A 17388-nucleotide genomic window follows, 5' to 3' on the forward strand; every position below is an offset into this window, starting at 1 on the left:
CCGCTACTCCTCCACCAGAAGCTTCTCGCGCAGCTGCGCCAGGGTGCGCGCGAGCAGGCGCGAGACGTGCATCTGCGAGATGCCTACCTCCTGCGCGATCTGCGACTGGGTCATGTTGCCGAAGAAGCGCAGGAGCAGGATGCGCTTCTCGCGCGGGGGAAGGTCTTCCAGGAGTGGCTTGAGGGATTCGCGGTACTCGACACCTTCCAGGGCCTCGTCCTCGGCGCCCAGGGTGTCCGCCACGGCCGGGGACTCGTCGTCGGTGTCCGGGACGTCCAGCGACAGGGTGGAGTAGGCGTTGGCCGACTCCAGGCCCTCCAGTACCTCCTCTTCGGAGATGGCCAGCTTCTCCGCGAGCTCGTGCACCGTGGGTGAGCGGCCGTGCAGCTGGGACAGCTCGGCCGTGGCCGACGTCAGTGACAGCCGCAGCTCCTGGAGGCGTCGGGGGACCCGGACCGCCCACCCCTTGTCGCGGAAGTGGCGCTTGATCTCACCGACGACCGTCGGCGTCGCGTACGTGGAGAACTCCACGCCGCGCTCCGGGTCGAAGCGGTCCACCGACTTGATCAGGCCGATCGTGGCCACCTGGGTGAGGTCGTCGAGGGGCTCGCCGCGGTTGCGGAAGCGCCGGGCCAGGTGCTCGACGAGCGGCAGGTGCATGCGGACCAGCTGATTGCGCAGTTCCGCGTACTCCACGCTGTCGTTCGGCAGGCCGCGCAGCTCGATGAACATCGCGCGTGCGCCGCTTCGGTCCTGTGGATCGTGCCGGCTGTGCTGCTCGCTCATGTTTCCCGCCCGTCGCCCGCCGCCCCGGCCGGAGAGCCGCTTCGGCTCCTCCTTGGCGGTCGGCTCTGCCTGCTCCGACACATCGGCCACCGTCGTGGGCCCGGGGCTTCCCGGGTCCTCCGGGTGAGGTTTGGCCTGCTGTTCGGGGATCCCGGTGGCCATGGGGTGTACCCCCTCCCTGCCGTCGGCGGGCAGACTCTGTGTGCCGCGCTCTTCGTCACGCACCGGCCCGTCCCCGTTCCTCACGCCGGCCCGGGTCCCGCGCCGCGCTTCTTGTAGAGGCTGATCGAGACGGTGTTGTCCTCGGCGACGGTGGAGTCCACCTGGCCCGCGAGGGCCGACAGCACGGTCCAGGCGAAGGTGTCCCGCTCCGGGGCCCGGCCGTCGGTCGTGGGCGCCGAGACCGTCACCTCCAACGAGTCGTCGACGAGCCGGAAGACACAGCTGAGCACGGAGCCCGGCACGGCCTGCTGGAGCAGGATCGCGCAGGCCTCGTCGACCGCGATGCGGAGGTCCTCGATCTCGTCGAGAGTGAAGTCCAAACGCGCCGCGAGGCCGGCCGTCGCCGTCCGCAGCACCGACAGGTAGGCACCCGCAGCCGGAAGGCGGACCTCCACGAAGTCCTGATTTCCGGGCTCGCCTGCGATCTGGGACACCCTCACCTCCAAGGTGGTACAAGCACTTTCGGGGTTCCGGTACCGCCGCCCAGCGGCGGTCCGGACTGCGTCACACGGGTAACGCACCACGTAGTTATGCGGTGACGCTACCGCGCTCCCCAGCTCCGTGTCCCGGGGGCCCCGCCCCGTTGCTGTCACTCATAGTAAGCATATGGGTACGCACAGTGGCTAGGGGTTTCGCAGGCCCAATTGGAAAGAAAAGGCGTCGGGTTGACGTACCCAGGCGTCAGACGATCGAACCGTCCACGAAGCACCAACGCCAGCTCTCTCCCGGCTCGAAGGTCCTCATCACTGCGTGTGAGGTCTCCTCGAAGTGCGCGGTGGCGTGGCGGAACGGCGAGGAGTCGCAGCAGCCCACATGGCCGCACTCCAGACACAGCCGCAGCTGGACGGGGTGACTGCCGGCCGCCAGGCACTCGAGACACGTTTCGCTCAGCGGGGCCACCTCGGGGTGCGGCAGCGCCGCGACGTGCTGGCACTCGTTCATGATTGCCAGGTTACGACGGGAAAGCGGAAGGCGGAGGGGTCTGCCGATGGACGTACTGCCCCTGGTGGCATTGATCGCGGCGAGCGCCGCGGTGGCGGGGGCCGCACGCAGGACCCCCCTGCCGGCGCCGCTGCTCCTGGTCGGCGTCGGGCTCATCGCCTCGTACGTCCCCGGAGTGCCCGACTACCACCTCGACCCGCACATCGTGCTGCCGCTGCTCCTGCCCCCCTTGCTGCACACGGCGGCACTGGAGAGCTCCTATCTGGACCTGCGGGCCAACATCAGGCCCGTGGCGCTGCTCTCGGTCGGCTACGTCCTGTTCGCGACGCTCGCCGTCGGCTGGCTCGCGTATCTGCTGATCCCCGATCTGCCGCTGACGGCGGCCCTGGTGCTCGGCGCCGTGATCGCGCCGCCCGACGCGGTCGCCGCGACCGCCGTCGCCCGCAGGGTGGGACTGCCCGCACGGATCACCACCATCCTCCAGGGCGAGTCCCTGGTGAACGACGCGACCGCGATCACCGCGTACAAGGTGGCCCTCGCGGCGGCGGTCGGGGAGGGCGCGAGCTGGTCGGGCGGGGTGCGGGAGTTCCTGGTCGCCGCGGTCGGCGGGATCGGCGTGGGCCTGCTTTTGATGGTCCCGATCCACTGGCTGCGCACACACCTCAAGGAGGCGATGCTGCAGAACACCCTGTCCCTGCTCATCCCCTTCGTCGCGTACGCCGCCGCGGAACAGGTGCACGCCTCCGGAGTGCTCGCCGTGGTGGTCGTGGCCCTCTACTTGGGGCACCGGTCCTGGCAGGTGGACTTCGAGACGCGGTTGCAGGAGGCCGCGGTGTGGAAGGTCGTCGCGTTCATCCTGGAGTCGTCGGTCTTCGCGCTCATCGGCCTGCAACTGCCGATCGTGCTCAAGGGGCTCGGGGAGTACAGCGTCGGGCAGGCGGCCTGGTACGCGGCAGGGGTGTTCTTCCTCGTCGTCGCGGCGCGGTTCGTGTGGTCCTACCCGGCCACCTACCTGCCACGGGCGCTGTCGGCGCGGATCCGGGAGCGCGAGGACGACATGGACTGGCGCAGGCCGCTGATCGTCAGCTGGGCGGGGATGCGCGGCGTGGTCTCCCTGGCCATCGCCTTCTCGATCCCTCTCGTCATGGAGAACGGGGAGCCCTTCCCCGCGCGCAACCTTGTCTTGTTTCTGACCTTCACCACCGTCATCGGCACGCTCGTCGTGCAGGGGCTCTCGCTGCCGTGGCTGATCCGTGTCCTGAAGCTGCCGGGCCGTGACGCGCAGGCGCAGACGCTCGCCGAGGCGCAGGCGCAGAACGCCGCCTCGCAGGCCGCGGAGGCCCGCGTCGAGGACCTCATGCGGGACGAGCGCAACTGCCTCCCGCAGCCACTCCAGGACCGTCTGCGCACCGTTCTGGAGCGCCGCCGCAACTCCGTGTGGGAGCGGCTCGGCCAACCCAATCCCGTGACGGGGGAGTCGGCCGACGACACCTATCGGCGACTGGCGCGGGAGGCGATCGCCGCGGAGCGCGAGGTGTTCGTGCGAATGCGTGACGAGCGGCGCATCGACGAGGAGATGATGCGGACGCTGCTGCGCAAACTGGACCTGGAGGAGGCGGCGGCCTACCGGGAGGTCGAGGACTGAGCCGGGGTGTCGCCGGTGCCGGTGATGACCGCGGTGACCCGGGTGCCGGGCGGGAAGGCGCCCTCTTTGGAGAGGGTGGTCAGGGCGTGGAGGAGCTTGGCGACGTACAGGTGTTCTACGGAGAGGCCTGTTTCCCGGCCGTGGCGGCGTTCGAAGTCCTCGGCGAAAGCGAGCAGCTCGGGAGGCGTCCGGGCGTAGCCGCCGCAGTGGAAGCGGTCGTCCAGGCGCCAGTTGCCGGTCGGGGCACCGAACGTCTCCAGTTGCAGCGCTTTTATGTCGGCGTCCAGGAAGCCGCCCTTGAGGACCGGTATGCCGAGCGCTTGCCGGTCCGGGCCCAGGCCGGCGGCCAGGCCCGCGAGGGTGCCGCCGGTACCGCAGGCCACGGCCGCCACATCGGTGTGCTCGCGCAATTCCTCTCCGAGCGCCGTACAACCTTGCACGGCCAGGGCGTTGCTGCCGCCCTCCGGAATCACGTACGGGGACCGCGCACCCGTATCGCGCAGGATCGCGGCGAGTGTTTCGGGCTCGCGCTTGGCGCGGTACGTCGCCCTGTCGACGAAACGCAGCCGCATGCCGTCGGCACGGCACCGGGCCAGGGACGGGTTGAGAGGGCGTCCGGCGAGTTCGTCGCCGCGTACGACACCGACCGTGGCGAAGCCGAGGAGGCGGCCCGCGGCCGCGGTGGCGCGCAGATGGTTGGAGTAGGCGCCGCCGAAGGTGAGCAGGGTGTCGTGGCCCGCGTCGGCGGCGCGGAGGTTCAGGACGAGCTTGCGGTACTTGTTGCCCGGCAGCTCCGGGTGGATCAGGTCGTCGCGCTTGAGCAGCAGACGCACGCCGCGCTCGTCGAAACGTTCGTCCTGTACGCGCTGCAACGGCGACGGGAGCCGGGGGCTCGGACCGGCGGGCGGGGTGGGGTGCACCCCGCCATTGTCCCCCGCGGCACGCCGCCCGGCAGGGGGGTGGTCGGGCACAGGAGCCCGGCGGGAAGACTTCCCGGTGGCTACTTGAGGCGTTCCTCGACGCGCCGACGCATCTCGGCCATGGTGAAACCGCGCGGATCCACCTTGCCGGGCTGCCACTCCAGGTGGCCGATCACCGAGCGTTCCGTCCAGCCGTGAACACGGCAGATGGCGGCCGAGACCCTCTCGACGGCGTCCAGCTGGGCCTCGGGCCAGGGGTCCTCGCCGTCGCCGAGGTTCTCGCACTCGAAGCCGTAGAAGTGGCGGTTGCCGTCGGTGTTCGACTCGTTGTCCGGAGGGAGCCGCTTCTCGGCGATGACCGCGCGCAACACCTCGTCGTCGCCGAGCCCGGCGTGGTTGGCACGGCCGTAGCCGACGAGGTGCACGCAGCCGTCCTTGGTGATCACGCCGTGACAGAGTGGCCCGGGCAGCGACGGGTGCCCGTCGCGGCAGATCTCCACCGTGCGCTCACTGCCCGACGTGACGGTGTGGTGGATCATCACGCCGTGCACCGGGCCCCAAGGGCCCTTGTGATCGCGGTTGTGGTGCTCCCAGTCGCCGACCTCGACGACGGTCACGCCTTCGTCTCGCAGTGCCTCCAAGAAGCGTCCCGCGGACATGGGTGAGGCCATGGCCGCCTCCTTTGCGGGGCGCGACGGCCGCCTGTCGCGGTCCGCCTCGTATGCCCTGCTTGTACCGGAGGTCCCGAGATCGGACCAGCTGTTCGGAATCCCTCCGGGGGACTGTTCGGGCGGCGTGCGAGCCGATCCGGTCAGGTGCCGTGCAAGAAGGCGTCCCCGTGCGTCGCGATGTGGGATTCCACGGCCTCCAGCGCCTGCTGGGTGGCCTGGGGGGAGCCGGTGCCCCGGCGCTCCGCGTAGTACGCCGCGCCGAGCTTCTTCAGGAGGGCGTCTCCCGCACGCTTCTCCTGGACCTCGTCGAGCTTCTGCTTGCCTTGCGTGAGGCCGCGCTGCGCCTGCTCTTTGGCGCGGTCCAGGAAGCCTGCCATTGCTGTCTCCTGCGGGTCGAGGGGAAGGATGCGGGCGGTGGACGCCCCGCAAAGTGTTCAACGGGAGCCGGGATCTTGCAGTTCCCCGGCGCCGTGCGGGCGAGCCGGGTGCGCCGAACGAGTGGAAAAGAGCCCCCTGCCCCGTTCGACCGTGATCCATTCCCGCTCGTTTGTGTAATGGCGCCGACACGTTCCGTGCTGGGAGGCTGGTGTGCGCATATCACCGCAGGTACTTGGGAGGGCACACCAATGTCGGTAGGCGAAGAGATCCGCGAGCAGTCGGAGCAGCCGCAGAAGAGCCTCGGCACATCGGCCGCGCGGAATCTGGCCACCACCACCAAGTCGGCACCGCAGATGCAGGAGATCAGCTCGCGCTGGTTGCTGCGGATGCTGCCGTGGGTGCAGGTGCAGGGCGGCACGTACCGGGTGAACCGAAGGCTGAGCTATTCGGTCGGTGACGGCCGCGTGACCTTTGTGCAGACGGGTGACCATGTGGAGGTCATTCCGGCGGAGCTCCGCGAGCTGCCGGTGCTCCGGGACTTCGATGACCAGGAGGCGCTGGGCGAGCTGGCGCGGCGCTGCCGGCAGCGGGAGTTCGCCGCGGGGGAGATGCTGACCTCCTTCGGGAGTCAGGCGGACGAGGTCTTCCTGCTCGCGCACGGGCGGGTGGAGAAGGTCGGCTCGGGCCCGTACGGGGACGACACCGTGCTGGGGACACTGGCCGACGGCGCATATTTCGGGGAGTCGGCCCTCCTGGACTCGGAGGCCATCTGGGAGTACACGGCGCGTGCGGTGACGGCGTGCACCGTGCTCACTCTGCCGAGGCAGGATCTCGAGCAGGTCGCCGAGCGCAGCGAATCGCTGCGTGATCACCTCCAGCGGCTGCGGTCCATCCCCGCCCAGCGCACCAACAGGTACGGCGAGGCACCCATCGACCTCTCGGCCGGGCATGTCGGCGAGGCGGTGCTGCCGGGCACCTTCGTGGACTATGAGACGTCACCGCGTGAGTACGAGTTGAGCGTCGCCCAGACGGTTCTGCGCATCCACACGCGCGTGGCCGACCTCTACAACCAGCCCATGAACCAGACCGAGCAGCAGTTGCGGCTCACTGTCGAGGCGCTCAAGGAGCGCCAGGAACACGAGCTGATCAACAACCGCGAGTTCGGCCTCCTGAACAACTGCGAGTACGACCAGCGGATCCAGCCGCACGACGGTGTGCCCGGCCCGGACGACCTGGACGAACTGCTCAGCCGCAGGCGCGGATCCAAGCTCTTCCTCGCCCACCCGCGCGCGATCTCCGCGTTCGGCCGCGAGCTGAACAAGCGGGGGCTCGTCCCCGAGACCATCGACATGGCCGGCAACAGGATCCCTACCTGGCGCGGGGTGCCGATCTTCCCGTGCAACAAGATCCCGGTGACCGAGGCCCGCACGACGTCCATCATCTGTATGCGTACGGGCGAGGAGGAGCAGGGCGTCGTCGGCCTGCGGCAGAGCGGCATCCCCGACGAGATCGAGCCGAGCCTGTCCGTGCGGTTCATGGGCATCAGCGAGCAGGCGATCATCTCGTACCTCGTCTCGACCTACTACTCCGCCGCCGTGCTCGTGCCCGACGCGCTCGGTGTCCTGGAGAACGTAGAGATCGGCCGCTGGAGTTGACCCCCCGACCGTGTCCATGGCCGCCGCGCTGGGTACACCCCCTGCGTACGCGCCCATGGGCCGAGGAACCCCCACCGTCCCCTTTCCTTTCCGGGGTGAGTCCATGACGGACATGACAACGGACACGGCGGCCCCGGCGCAGGCGGCGGGGCCGCAAGGGTCCGGCGACGGGCATGAGGCCGCGGAGATCCTCGCGGCAGCGCGCGCGTACGTCGATCCCGAGCTGCGCGGGGCGGTCGATTCGCTGCCCCGTTCCCTGCGCCGCGTCGCGCGCTACCACTTCGGCTGGGAGCACGCGGACGGCACGCCGGCCGAGGGGAACGCGGGCAAGGCCATCCGACCGGCGCTCGTGCTCGCCGCGGTGCAGGCGCTCGGCGGGGACCCCGCCGATGCCGTCCGGGCCGCGGCGGCCGTGGAGCTGACCCACAACTTCACGCTCCTGCACGACGACGTGATGGACCGCGACACGACACGCAGGCACCGGCCCACCGCGTGGACCGTCTTCGGCGACGCCGACGCGATCCTCGTCGGTGACGCCATGCAGGCACTGGCACAGCGGCTGCTAGCCGAGGACCCCCACCCGGGGGCCCCGGCGGCGGCCGCCCGCCTCGCCCGTTGTGTCGTGGAACTCTGTGCCGGGCAGCATGCGGATTGCGCGATGGAGCGGCGCGGGCCCGACGAGGTCACGCTCGCGGAGTGCCTAGCCACGGCCGAGGCCAAGACCGGGGCGCTGTTGGGATGTGCGTGTGCGCTCGGGGCGCTGTACGCGGGCGCCGGGCCGGAGGTGGTCGACGCGCTCGACGGCTTCGGCAGGGAGGCCGGGCTCGCCTTTCAGCTCATCGACGACGTCATCGGCATCTGGGGCGACCCCGGTCACACGGGCAAGCCCGCCGGTGCCGATCTCGTGGCCCGCAAGAAATCCCTGCCGGTGGTCGCCGCGCTCGCCTCCGGTACGCCGGCCGCGGTGGAGCTCGCCGGGCTCTACAGCGGCCCGCTCGCCGAGAGCGGGGGCGAACTGGAGCGGGCGGCCCGCGCGGTGGAGCGCGCGGGCGGACGCGACTGGGCCACGGTGCACGCGGCCGACCGGATGTCGAGGGCGATAGGCCAGCTCGCGAGGGCGGTGCCGGACCCCGAGGCGGCGGGCGGGTTGCTGGCACTCGCCGAGTTCGTGACGCGGCGTACGCATTGAGGCACCCCGGGGCGGGCGGCACGGGGGGTCATGGGAGGGCCTGAGGTTGCGAGGCCTGGAGGAGGGGCGAAGGCGGGTGGGGCTCGGGCGGTCCGACGCGAAGGGGCCGTGGAGGGGTGAAGGACTGGGCTGGGTGGCGAAGGGGAGGTGGTTGAGGGGCGTTCTGAGTAGGGGGAGGAGGGGCGAGGGGGCTGCGCGCCGCCTGAGGGGCGGGTGGTGTGCGCAGGGCTCCTGTGGCCAGGGGGGCCATCACCTAGGCTGCAACCGGCGAGCCGACACGCGGAGTTGAGGCGTGTGGGGGACGGCGCGTCGTCGGATGCGGACGAGTGGTGAGGGGCGGGGCTGGCTGTGGGCGTGGCGATCCGTAGAGCCGGGGAGGGGGACCGGGCCGACGTGGTGCGGTTGCTCGATGAGGCGTTCATGGGGGACCCGGTCAGCAGATGGGTCTTTCCTGACGAGGAGCATCGGCGGCGCAGGCACGGGGCGTTGATGGGCGCCTTCTTCGACCTCGCGCTCCAGGAGGGGTACGTAGAGGTCACCGAGGACGGTGACGCGGCGGCGCTGTGGTGGTCCGTCCCGGCGCCGGCTTCGGAAGGGACGGGGTCGGAGGGCGTCTCTGAGGGGGCCGTGCGGGCGGGCGCCTCGGAGCGGGGCAGGCCCGGGGGTGCCTCAGCACCCGGCACGCTGGAGGGCCCTGCCGAGCGGGCCAGGCCGGAGGGCGTCTCGGCCGGCGCCTCGGTGGGTACATCGGGCGGTGTCCTGGGCGGCGCTACGGCCGTCGCCTCGGGCATTGCACCCGGCTCCGCCACGGGCCTCATCCCGGCCCCTTCCTCAGGCCTCACCCCGGCCCCTTCCTCGGGCGTCGCGCCAGTCGCTGCCTCGGGCGTCGCACCCGGCTCAGGCACGGGCCTCATCCCGGCCCCTGCCTCAGGCCTCACCCCGGCCCCTTCCTCGGGCGTCGCGCCAGTCGCTGCCTCGGGCGTCGCACCCGGCTCGGCCACGGGCCTCACCCCGGCCCCTGCCTCAGGCCTCACCCCGGCCCCTGCCTCGGGCGTCGCGCCAGTCGCTGCCTCGGACCGGGGGCCGGGTCTCCCTGTGGAAGCTGCCGGGGGTGATGGGGAATGCGGGGGCGGTGAGGCGGATGGGCCCGCGTTGTTGCGGCGGGCGGTCGATCCGGAGAACGAGCGGGTCGAGTTGATCGGGCGGATGACGGACGCGGCGCATCCCACTGACCGGGCGCATGAATACCTGCACATGATCGCCGTGCGGCCAGGGCGACAGGGGGAGGGGCTCGGTACGGCGCTGATCACCGCCGTTCTCGAACGGTGTGATCGGGACGGCCTGCACGCCTATCTGGAGGCGAGCAACGCGCGGAGCCGCGACCTGTACGAACGGCTGGGGTTCGCCGTCACCGGGACGCCGCTCGATCTGCCGGACGGGCCGCGGATGTGGCCCATGTGGCGGGAGCCGGGGGCGACGGGCTGACGTCGTGAGGAAGCGGACGGGACGGCACACGGCTGCGGGGAGGTGGTCCCGGGCGCTGGGCGGCTGCTCCGCGGGACGGAGCGGTAATGATCCGTGTGCATGGGTAGTGGAGGGCCCGGGTTCTGCGGTCGGGGCCGGCACCATGAGCCGGTCGGTACGGTCATACGGCGGCGCAGGGTGTTCGGGGTTCGTGCCCCGAGGACTCCCGCCCAGCTCAGTCAGCCGGGGCTCGGGCAGGTGCTGCCGTGTGCGGTACGACGGGCGTGTCGCGGCGACAGGGAGTTCCGGCGGCCGGGAAGCGCCCCAGCAGGTAGCGGCGGTCACGGGGAAGGGGATCGATGACGGTGCGGTGGGGGCCAGGGGTGGTCGCCCTGGTGGCGACAGCGGCGGCGGCGGTGGTGCTGGTGTTGGTGGGGTACGGAAGCGGTGCCGGCGTGGGTGTGGGCTCCGGTGGCTCCGTGCCCGCGTACGCTCGGGAGCCCGGCGTGCCCCGGGTGAAGACCGAGCGGGATCATCGTGAGCTTCCCTTGGAGAAGAGGGAGTTCAGTGCGCGGGACAGTGGGCGTATCGCGCGGGCCCAGTCGCATGTGGTGCGGCGGTGCATGCGCTCGTTCGGGTTTGACGACTTTCCGCTCGAACCCGGTATGGGGCCCATGATGGCCGAGTCCCACTCCACCACCATGACGATGGTCGCGATGCCCTCGTACGGGATGCTCGACCTGCGCCAGGCGCGCCGCTGGGGCTATGGCTTCGACCCGGACCGCGCCGAGGCCGAGCTGAAGAGGATCCTGCCGACGGGACGTGCGCCGACGGAACGTGAGGACGACGTGCTGCACGGCACGGAAGGCGGCGGCAAGCGCGTGGTGAACGGCCGCGAGGTCCCCGGGGGCGGTTGTTCCGCCGAGGGCGCACGGCAGCTCGTCAGGGGCGTGGCGGACGTGGAGCGCATGTGGACGTACGTGGCCGGGCGCCAGGAGAAACTCGACAAGGCCGTCGCCGAGGACGAGCGGGTGCGCCGGGCCTACCGGGACTGGTCGCGCTGCGTCGCGGGCAAGGGCTTCAAGACGTACGAGAGTGCGATGAACGCGTTTCGTGACAAGGAATGGCGCAGGGGCCGCGACGACGGCAACACGAGCCGGACGAGCCGCGAATTGGGGACCGCCGTCGCCGATGTCACCTGCAAGCGGGAGCTGAACACCGCCGGCGTGTGGTGGGCCGTCAGCGACGAGGTGCAGCGCGCGGATCTGCGCCGCAACAAGTCCCGGTACGCGGCCGTACGCAGGGACCAGGAGCGGGTGCGGGACACTGTGCGCGAGGTGCTCGGTGAGAAGTCACGGTAAACGGTCAGAGGCACGGCGCGGGCGGCGCGCGTGTGGGACACGGGCGACGGCTGATGGACATATGCGGAGACTGATGAGCACAGGCGATGACGACTTGATACGTGCGATGACTCAGGGATTCGTGCGATGACCGATGGACTCGTGCGATGACGATCTCCGGCCGGACGTTCGATGCCGTGCTGAGTGACCTCGACGGTGTGATCCGTTTCTACGACATGGGGGAACTGGAGCGGCTGGAGGACGCGTTCGGGCTGCCGCGGGGCAGCACCGCCGAGATCGCGTTCGCGCCCGGGACCGACCTGCCGCTGATGCGCGGCGAGATCACCAGGGGGCAGTGGATCGACTCGATCGCCCGGGGCCTCGCCGACCGGGTGCCGTGGGAGCGCGGGCAGCGGCTCGGGACGACGCTGGCCGCCACCGGGTTCCATGCCGACGAGGCGGTGGTGGAGATGCTCCGGAAGGTCCGTGCGGCGGGGCTGCCGGTGCTCCTGGTGACGAACGCGACGCCGTGGCTGGCCGACGACCTGGCTCTGCTCGGCCTCACCGGCCCGGCCGGGCTCTTCGACGACGTCATCAGCAGCGCCGACCTCGGCGTGACCAAGCCGGACCCCCGTATCTACCGCGCCGCGGTCGAGCGCTCCGGAGTCGCCGCGGGCCGCTGCCTCTTCGTGGACGACCGTCAGGAGAACGTGGCGGCGGCACAAGCGTTGGGCATGCCCGCCGTACTGTTCCGCGAACCCGCCGATCTGCGCGAGGCGTTGGGTCCCCTGCTCTGAGCGCCTCGGGCGGCCGTCGGGGCTGCCCGTAGACGCGTACGGACGTTCATTACTGTTCTTCTCGGGTGTGGCGTCGGGGTGGGGAAGCTCGGTCACAGCTATGACGGATCGCGACGGAAGAATGTGACAGAGATGATCGAGGACGCATCGGCCAAGGCGGCTCAGGTGGGCCACGCGGCTCAGGTGGGCCAGGCCGGCCAGGCGGGGCAGGCGGCCGAGGACAGCCTTGCCGCCCGCTTCGAGGAGCACCGGCCCCGGCTGAACGCGGTCGCGTACCGCATGCTCGGTTCGCTGAGCGAGTCCGAGGACGCCGTGCAGGAGGCGTGGTTCCGGCTCAGCCGCACCGAGAAGGCGGCCGTCGGGAAGGCGGCCGTCGGGAGGCCGGCCGCCGGGAAGGCAGGCACCAGCGAGCACGCGGCCACCCGCGAGGGCGTCGGCGCGGGTGACGAGGCCGGTGCCGGTGAGGTGCGGAACCTCGGCGGCTGGCTGACGACCGTCGTCGGCAGGGTCTGCCTGGACCTGCTGCGCTCCCGGCAGTCCCGGCGCGAGGACTCCCTCGACGTCTCCCTGGAGACGCATGTGCCGGACCCGGTCGTGAGCCGCGTCGACGTGGTCGACCCCGAGCAGGAGGTGCTGCTCGCCGACTCCGTGGGCCTCGCCCTGCTCGTCGTGCTGGACACGCTCGCGCCGGCCGAGCGGCTCGCGTTCGTCCTGCACGACATGTTCGCCGTTCCCTTCGAGGAGATCGCGCCCATCGTCGAGCGCTCGACCGCCGCGACCCGGCAGTTGGCCAGCCGGGCCCGCCGTCGCGTGCAGGGATCGACCCCCGCCCAGGAGACGGATGTCGCCAAGCAGCGCGAGGTCGTCGAGGCGTGGATGGCGGCGACGAAGGCCGGTGACTTCGACGCGCTGCTCGCCCTCCTCGACCCGGACGTCGTGTTGCGCGCCGACAGCGGGGAGCTGTCCTCGGGCCTGTCGAAGCTCGTCCGGGGCGCGGCGACGGTGGCCGGGCAGGCGGCGATGTTCGCCAGCCTCGCCGTCCACCAGCACCTCGTGCTCGTCAACGGTCAGCCGGGCCTGGTCGCCACTCCGGGCGGCGAGGTGTTCTCGATCGGGTCGTTCACGGTCGTCGACGGCAGGATCGTGGAGATCAACATCATCGCGGACCCCGAGCGACTGCGGAACCTGCGTATCCCGCCACTCGGGGACTGAGTCAAGCCCCCAGGGGCTGCTCAGGCGGGCGTCCTGCGCACCACCCGCAGCAGGTACTCCTTGCGGTGGAGCGGGTCGTGGTCCGTCCGCTCCCGCGCGGGAGGGGCGCCGCGCACCGGCTCGTGGTGGTGGAAGGCGGACTCCCACTCGCCCTCGCCCCGCGTGAGTCCCGGCAGCAGTTGCTCCAGCGCGTGCACCTGCTGCGCGGGAATGTCTCCTTCCAGGCGGTACGAGGCTCCGCTCGTCGTCGGTGTGTGCGGCACGGCCCGCAGCCGGGCGAGGACGGGCAGCACCGCCCCGACCGTGTCGGCCGGCACGTCGAGCCGGAACCGGTGCATCGGCTCGTGGACCACCGTGCCCGCCTCGCGCAGCGCGTCCATCAGGACCAGCGGCGTCAGGTTCCGGAAGTCCCCGGCGGTGCTCGACATGCTCTTGTCGAAGGTGCCGTGCGCGTGGCTCTGCCGGGGCCAGTAACCGGCGTGCGTCATCGTGATCACGCAGTCGGGGACGCGCCAGCCGTGCAGCCCCTGGTGCAGGGTCTGCCTGACCGTCTCCTCGACGGCCCGGAAGAACGCGTACGGCATCGAGCCCAGCTCGACCCCCAGCCCGAACTCGACCCCGGCGCCGACCGGCGCCGGCTCGACGCGCAGTCCGACCGTGGCGAGGAACGGGTTGGGCTCCTTGTCGATGAGCTCGAACGCGGCGCCCGTGCCGACGACCCGCTCCACGCAGATCGTCGTGGTCTCGCGAAAGGACACGTCCAGCCCGAAGTCCGCGGCGAGCGTCGCCTGGATGACCTCCTTCTGCACCTCGCCGTAGAGCGAGACCGACACCTCCTGGCGGACGGGGCCCTGGCGCAGGTCGATCAGCGGGTCCTGCTCGGCGAGCTGGGTCAGCGCGAGGTGCAGGGCGGCCCGGTCGGTGGGGCGCAGTGGGCTGACGACCGTCTCCAGGGTGGGCGGCGCGAAGAAGCGACCCGCGGACTCGGCTCGCTCGGGCGGTACGCCGATCACATCGCCGATCCGGACGTCGCCGAGCCCCCAGAGCCTGCCGATCCGCCCCGCGCGGATCTCCGCGCGGCGCACGTCCGTGCCCTGGTCGAAGACGGTGACGGCGGTGACCTTGCCCTCCCTGCGACCGGGGTCCGGCCCGCCTGCCACCTCTGCCGCGCCTGCCGTGTCGGTCCGGCGCGCCGTGCCGTCGCGGATGTCGAGGCGGTCGCGCGTGCGGACGGTCCCCGAGAAGAGGCGTACGTACGCGATCTTCTCCCCGGCGGTGCCGCGCTCGACCTTGAACACGCGTCCCGAGAGAGGGCCTTCGGCGTCCCCGGCGGACGCGGGCAGCAACTCGTGGATGCCGTACGTCAGTTCGCGGATCCCGACGCCCGTGACGGCCGAGCCGAAGAAGACGGGGTGCACGAGGGCGCGGCCCGTCTGACGTGCCAGTTCCCGGCGCAGGCGGTCGTACGAGAGCGGCGCCGCGCCCTCGACGTACGCGGAGAGCAGGGCGTCGTCGTGCCCGGCGAGCAGCTCGGTCAGACGGGTGGTGAAGCCGTGGACCTCGGCGTTCTCGGCCGTGAACGGCGTGCAGCGGGCCGCGCGCGTGCCGAGGGCGGACACCGAGCCCATCGGGACGATGTCGGGGGTGAGCCGCTCGGCGATGTGCCGGAGGACACCGTCGTACCGGGCGCCGGCGCGGTCCGTCTTGTTCACGAAGATCAGCGTGGGGATGCGCAGCCGCCGCAGGGTGCGCAGCAGCACGCGGGTCTGCGCCTGGACGCCCTCCACGGCGGAGACCACGAGCACGGCACCGTCGAGCACGCTCAGGACCCGTTCCACCTCGGCGATGAAGTCCGGGTGCCCGGGGGTGTCGATGAGGTTGACGGCGACACCGTCGTCCGGCGTGGCCCCTTCGGGGGCGGCGATGGTGAAGGAGACGACCGCGGATTTGATCGTGATGCCGCGTTGCCGCTCCAGGGCGAGCGAATCGGTCCGGGTGTTTCCGTCGTCGACGCGGCCCACCTCGTCGATGACACCGGCGGCGTGCAGGAGCCGCTCGGTCAGACTGGTCTTACCGGCGTCGATGTGGGCCAGAATGCCCAGGTTCAGTGTGCGCGGAGCAGATGAGTGCACGTACCGTCATGTCCTTTGAGGAGAGGTGACTTCCTTCGGGGCGGGACATGAACGAACGCCGCATTTCTTCTCCTTGCTCGACTTGCTCGACCGCGCCGGCCTCTTACCGGCTTTCACCAGTGCAGCAGGCGGCCGCGGAGCACGGCAACTGGTTAAGCGCTGTCATGCGGCAGGTGGTTTAGTACGCGCGCACGGCAGTTTCCGAAACGGGAGTGTTCAAGAATGCGCAAGACGGTCACCGGAGTCGCCCTGATAGCGGCCCTCGCCCTGCTGACGGGCTGCGGCGGTTCGGACAAGAGCAAGGGGTCCGGCGGGGGGTCCGCCAAGAAGGGCGGGACCGCGGCCGAGGCGCCGGCGAAGGCGGACTCGGACTCGGGGTCGGGTGGTGGTTCGGGCGGGGGCGGCCAGGGCAAGAAGGCCACGTACGAGGTGACCTTCGAGGTGGGCGGCACCGGCTCGACGCAGATCATGTACGTCTCCGACACCAACCACATGGAGCAGGTCGACCTGCCGTGGAAGAAGACGGCCGATGTCACCCTGCAGGGCGCGGAGTTCAAGGTCGGCCACACGGTGTCCGTCGTACCCGGCTCGACGAAGGGCAGCGACGGGATGCTGAGCGCGGCGCCGTGTGTCATCAAGGTCGACGGCAAGAAGGTCGCGGACAACAAGGGCGGCAAGGCGAAGAAGTCGCTCTGCGAGTACCTCCTGAAGTGAGGGGCGGCCGCCCCGGTCCTCGGGTGGGGCAGCCGCTGCCTCGCCCGTGAGGGCCTGCTCCTCGTAGTCGGCGGCGGGGCCCAGTGGGGGCCCGCGTGTCCTGCGCAAGCTCGTGTGCGGGGCTCGTGTGCGGGGCCGGCCGTTCAGGAAGCCGGCCCCGCCGCCGGTGGGACCGTCCCCGGACCGTCCACGGGCGTTCCCGCGCTCAGCGTCTCGATCCCGCGGCGGCCCGCCACCCTCAGCACCAGTGCCGCGTATCCGCAGAGCATCACGAGGTCGACGGCGACCGACATCCAGTCCATGTCGGCGGCCGTCTCGTCGGAAGCGAGCGCGCCGACGATCCCCGCCGAAACCCCCATCGCGAGCAGGTTGTTGAGCGCGTGCAGGCCGATGGCCGCCTCAAGGCCGCCCGTACGTACCGTCAGTGCGCCCGCCACCAGGCCGAACACCACCAGGTCCGCGAAGCCCCACGGCGTGCCCCAGCCGTGCGCGGCGGCGAACAGGGGCGCCTGCGGCAGGATCGCCACCCATGGCGAGCGGAACCAGGCGCCGACCGCCTGGGTGAGCCAGCCCCGGAACACGTACTCCTCGGCCGCCGCCTGGAACGGCACCAGGACGCAGACCATCGCGACGCCCAGCAGGAAGTCCGGGAGGCCGACCCACTCCACGTCGTCCGTGCCGCCGCCGGCGGGAGTGGGCAGCAGCATCATGACGCCGAAGGCCCCCACGACCAGGGGCAGCCCCATCGTCAGGCACCGCCCGAGCCAGCCCCACCGCAGCCGCCCGGCGACCGACGACAGCGTCCCGGCCGGCCGCCGCTGGGCCCAGCGGGCGGCGAGGAACGCCACGGGTGTCAGCACGGCGAGGGAGAGCAGCCCCAGGCCCGTCTCCGCGACGCCGCCCCACACGCGGAACCCGTCGGCGTCGACCGGCCGGTGCAGCAGCGCGCCCGCCGTCTCCGCGCCGAGCAGCACCAGCAGGAGGGCGGCCATCCCGCCGACCAGCACCAGCGCGGTCCCTACGAGGGGCCGCCACCAGCGGTGACGTCCGGTGATCAGGGCGAGGCGGTGATAGGGGAGGGGTGGCGGAGGCGGGGGCGGCGCTTGCAAGGGGTACGAGAGGTAGCCGTAGCCATAGCTGTGTCCGTGCCCGTGCCCTTGTCCGTGTCCTTGTCCTTGGACGTAGTCGTGGCCGTACGGGTTGGCGTGCGGGGGCGCGGCAGGTGCGGGGGGTGGAGGAGAGGGCGAGGCCGGTGCGGAGGCGGCCGGGGTCGGCTTGGTCATGTCCTCAGCATCCCGGTCGTACGGCTCCCTTTCGTCGT

The 17388-nt window shown here is 71.3% G+C and carries 15 protein-coding genes and 1 pseudogene; 8 read left to right on the forward strand and 8 right to left on the reverse strand.

Features of this window, described 5'->3' with window-relative positions; genetic code table 11:
- Positions 1-3: 3 nt before the first annotated feature.
- The 3 genes from ACZ5GP_RS23575 to ACZ5GP_RS23585 all read right to left on the reverse strand — a co-directional run bounded on the left by ACZ5GP_RS23575 (position 4) and on the right by ACZ5GP_RS23585 (position 1950).
- The gene (locus ACZ5GP_RS23575; protein WP_468752707.1) at positions 4-1032 is read right to left on the reverse strand and encodes an RNA polymerase sigma factor SigF; all 1029 of its coding nucleotides are present in this window, start codon (positions 1030-1032) and stop codon (positions 4-6) included.
- Positions 1029-1442, reverse strand: coding sequence for an ATP-binding protein (locus ACZ5GP_RS23580; protein WP_030780840.1), 414 nt, complete (start codon positions 1440-1442; stop codon positions 1029-1031). The genes ACZ5GP_RS23575 and ACZ5GP_RS23580 overlap by 4 nt, the downstream gene beginning before the upstream one ends.
- Before the next feature lie 247 nt (positions 1443-1689).
- Positions 1690-1950 (reverse strand): UBP-type zinc finger domain-containing protein, encoded by a 261-nt coding sequence (locus ACZ5GP_RS23585; protein ID WP_358582562.1) that lies wholly within the window; start codon positions 1948-1950, stop codon positions 1690-1692.
- A gap of 46 nt (positions 1951-1996) precedes the next feature.
- Between ACZ5GP_RS23585 and ACZ5GP_RS23590 the strand changes: the two genes are divergently transcribed.
- On the forward strand, positions 1997-3595 hold the full coding sequence (locus ACZ5GP_RS23590) for a Na+/H+ antiporter (RefSeq protein WP_468752708.1): 1599 nt from the start codon (positions 1997-1999) through the stop codon (positions 3593-3595).
- Here ACZ5GP_RS23590 and ACZ5GP_RS23595 read toward each other — a convergent pair.
- The 3 genes from ACZ5GP_RS23595 to ACZ5GP_RS23605 form a co-directional block, all read right to left on the reverse strand.
- Positions 3574-4515 carry a 1-aminocyclopropane-1-carboxylate deaminase/D-cysteine desulfhydrase gene (locus ACZ5GP_RS23595; RefSeq protein WP_468752709.1) on the reverse strand — a complete coding sequence of 314 codons (942 nt, stop codon included), beginning with the start codon at positions 4513-4515 and terminating at the stop codon, positions 3574-3576. The genes ACZ5GP_RS23590 and ACZ5GP_RS23595 overlap by 22 nt on opposite strands.
- A gap of 80 nt (positions 4516-4595) precedes the next feature.
- Positions 4596-5186, reverse strand: a complete 591-nt coding sequence (locus ACZ5GP_RS23600) for an N-acetylmuramoyl-L-alanine amidase (RefSeq protein WP_468752710.1) — start codon at positions 5184-5186, stop codon at positions 4596-4598.
- Between the two features lie 140 nt (positions 5187-5326).
- Positions 5327-5563, reverse strand: a complete 237-nt coding sequence (locus tag ACZ5GP_RS23605) for a hypothetical protein (protein WP_358582550.1) — start codon at positions 5561-5563, stop codon at positions 5327-5329.
- Positions 5564-5812: 249 nt separating this feature from the next.
- On the opposite strand from ACZ5GP_RS23605, the gene ACZ5GP_RS23610 reads away from it, so the two are divergent.
- The 6 genes and pseudogenes from ACZ5GP_RS23610 to ACZ5GP_RS23635 all read left to right on the forward strand — a co-directional run bounded on the left by ACZ5GP_RS23610 (position 5813) and on the right by ACZ5GP_RS23635 (position 13221).
- The gene (locus tag ACZ5GP_RS23610) at positions 5813-7219 is read left to right on the forward strand and encodes a family 2B encapsulin nanocompartment shell protein (RefSeq protein WP_468752711.1); all 1407 of its coding nucleotides are present in this window, start codon (positions 5813-5815) and stop codon (positions 7217-7219) included.
- A gap of 112 nt (positions 7220-7331) precedes the next feature.
- A complete protein-coding gene (locus ACZ5GP_RS23615; protein WP_468752875.1) occupies positions 7332-8408 on the forward strand; it encodes a family 2 encapsulin nanocompartment cargo protein polyprenyl transferase in 1077 nt (358 codons plus the stop codon).
- Positions 8409-9533: 1125 nt separating this feature from the next.
- Positions 9534-9893, forward strand: a pseudogene (locus ACZ5GP_RS23620) (GNAT family N-acetyltransferase); the annotation flags it as partial.
- A 656-nt stretch (positions 9894-10549) separates the two neighbouring features.
- The gene (locus tag ACZ5GP_RS23625) at positions 10550-11233 is read left to right on the forward strand and encodes a hypothetical protein (RefSeq protein ID WP_468752712.1); all 684 of its coding nucleotides are present in this window, start codon (positions 10550-10552) and stop codon (positions 11231-11233) included.
- A gap of 146 nt (positions 11234-11379) precedes the next feature.
- Positions 11380-12009: an HAD family hydrolase gene (locus ACZ5GP_RS23630; protein ID WP_468752713.1), complete on the forward strand. Its 630-nt coding sequence runs from the start codon at positions 11380-11382 to the stop codon at positions 12007-12009.
- A 279-nt stretch (positions 12010-12288) separates the two neighbouring features.
- Positions 12289-13221, forward strand: coding sequence for a nuclear transport factor 2 family protein (locus tag ACZ5GP_RS23635; RefSeq protein WP_468752876.1), 933 nt, complete (start codon positions 12289-12291; stop codon positions 13219-13221).
- Between the two features lie 20 nt (positions 13222-13241).
- Here ACZ5GP_RS23635 and ACZ5GP_RS23640 read toward each other — a convergent pair whose 3' ends face one another.
- Positions 13242-15353 carry a GTP-binding protein gene (locus tag ACZ5GP_RS23640; RefSeq protein ID WP_468752714.1) on the reverse strand — a complete coding sequence of 704 codons (2112 nt, stop codon included), beginning with the start codon at positions 15351-15353 and terminating at the stop codon, positions 13242-13244.
- Between the two features lie 222 nt (positions 15354-15575).
- On the opposite strand from ACZ5GP_RS23640, the gene ACZ5GP_RS23645 reads away from it, so the two are divergent.
- Positions 15576-16067, forward strand: coding sequence for a hypothetical protein (locus ACZ5GP_RS23645; protein ID WP_468752715.1), 492 nt, complete (start codon positions 15576-15578; stop codon positions 16065-16067).
- A 143-nt stretch (positions 16068-16210) separates the two neighbouring features.
- Here ACZ5GP_RS23645 and ACZ5GP_RS23650 read toward each other — a convergent pair whose 3' ends face one another.
- Positions 16211-17350, reverse strand: coding sequence for a lysostaphin resistance A-like protein (locus tag ACZ5GP_RS23650; protein ID WP_468752716.1), 1140 nt, complete (start codon positions 17348-17350; stop codon positions 16211-16213).
- Positions 17351-17388 lie beyond the last annotated feature (38 nt).

The organism is Streptomyces sp. NPDC031466 (assembly GCF_055581265.1).